Below are 976 nucleotides of genomic sequence, written 5' to 3' on the forward strand. Positions count from 1 at the left end.
CGGTGACGCGCGGCGTGAAGCCGGAATCCTCCACTGGCGGCAGCGATGTGGCGGCGTCGGCCAGGGAGCGGACGGCTGCGTCCACGGCCTGCGCGATGAGCGACACCTCGTCGCCGCCGACTGCCGGTGTGAGCGGTGTCGGTGCGCTCGGTGGCGGTTCGGGTTCGACGGCCGCCGGGGCGCCCTGCCTGAGCCGCGCGATCGTGCCCTGGGGCCACTGCAGCACTTCCTCGAGCTTCGCCCGAGTCCGCTCGCGCGGCCAACTGCGTCCCTTCTCGAACGAGATGAGCGCGCCGGCATTGATGATCCCCTCGGCGGCGAGGCGGCGCTGACTGATGTCGAGTTCGCGGCGGCGGGCGGCCGCGGCGGCGCCGGCACGGACCATGCCCGGGTCGATGTCACCAGCCGCATCGGCCGGCTCGACGTTGACCACGCGCCGTCCCTCTCGTTCAACCGCTGCACCGCTACGTCTGAACCACCTTAGACGCCCCAGCCGCACACCGAAAGCGTTGCGGCGTGCTAGTTACAACCATGTCATTGCGACGGTTCGATTGGGCCAGGTCATCAACCCACGGATTCACTTTCTGGACAGCGACGCTTCTGACGGGCACTCATGCGTGATCCGCACCGCTCTCCACCCGCCCACCACCAAACTGTTGCATCGCTACGGTTGTTGCTATAGATTCGGCTCATCGCGCTTCGGAGACGTGGCGCACGACCCAATAGGAGCCAGAGATGAACGCAGTGGGGATGGACGGACTGCCCGTCGGAGAATGCACCCGCGACCCCGAACGGTGGGTGTCCAGGGCCGACGAGGAGGCCAAGGCCATCTGCCGGCTCTGCCCGCGCCGGTGGGCCTGCGCCCGAGAGGCCGTCGAACTCCCACGCGCCGAGGGTCTGTGGGCAGGCATCGTCATCCCGGAAGCCGGCCGCGGCAGAACCTTCGCCCTACGTCAGCTGCGCTCGCTCGCCGAGC

General features: G+C 69.0%; 2 protein-coding genes. One reads left to right on the forward strand and one right to left on the reverse strand.

What is annotated here, in order from left to right; all coding sequences use genetic code 11:
- On the reverse strand, positions 1–433 hold a 433-nt coding region (locus ACLE20_RS15495; RefSeq protein WP_410941212.1), incomplete at its 3' end, for a hypothetical protein.
- Between the two features lie 302 nt (positions 434–735).
- On the opposite strand from ACLE20_RS15495, the gene ACLE20_RS15500 reads away from it, so the two are divergent.
- Positions 736–976, forward strand: a 241-nt coding sequence (locus ACLE20_RS15500; RefSeq protein ID WP_410941213.1) for a WhiB family transcriptional regulator, incomplete at its 3' end; no start/stop codon positions are given.

This window comes from Rhizobium sp. YIM 134829, from assembly GCF_046546455.1.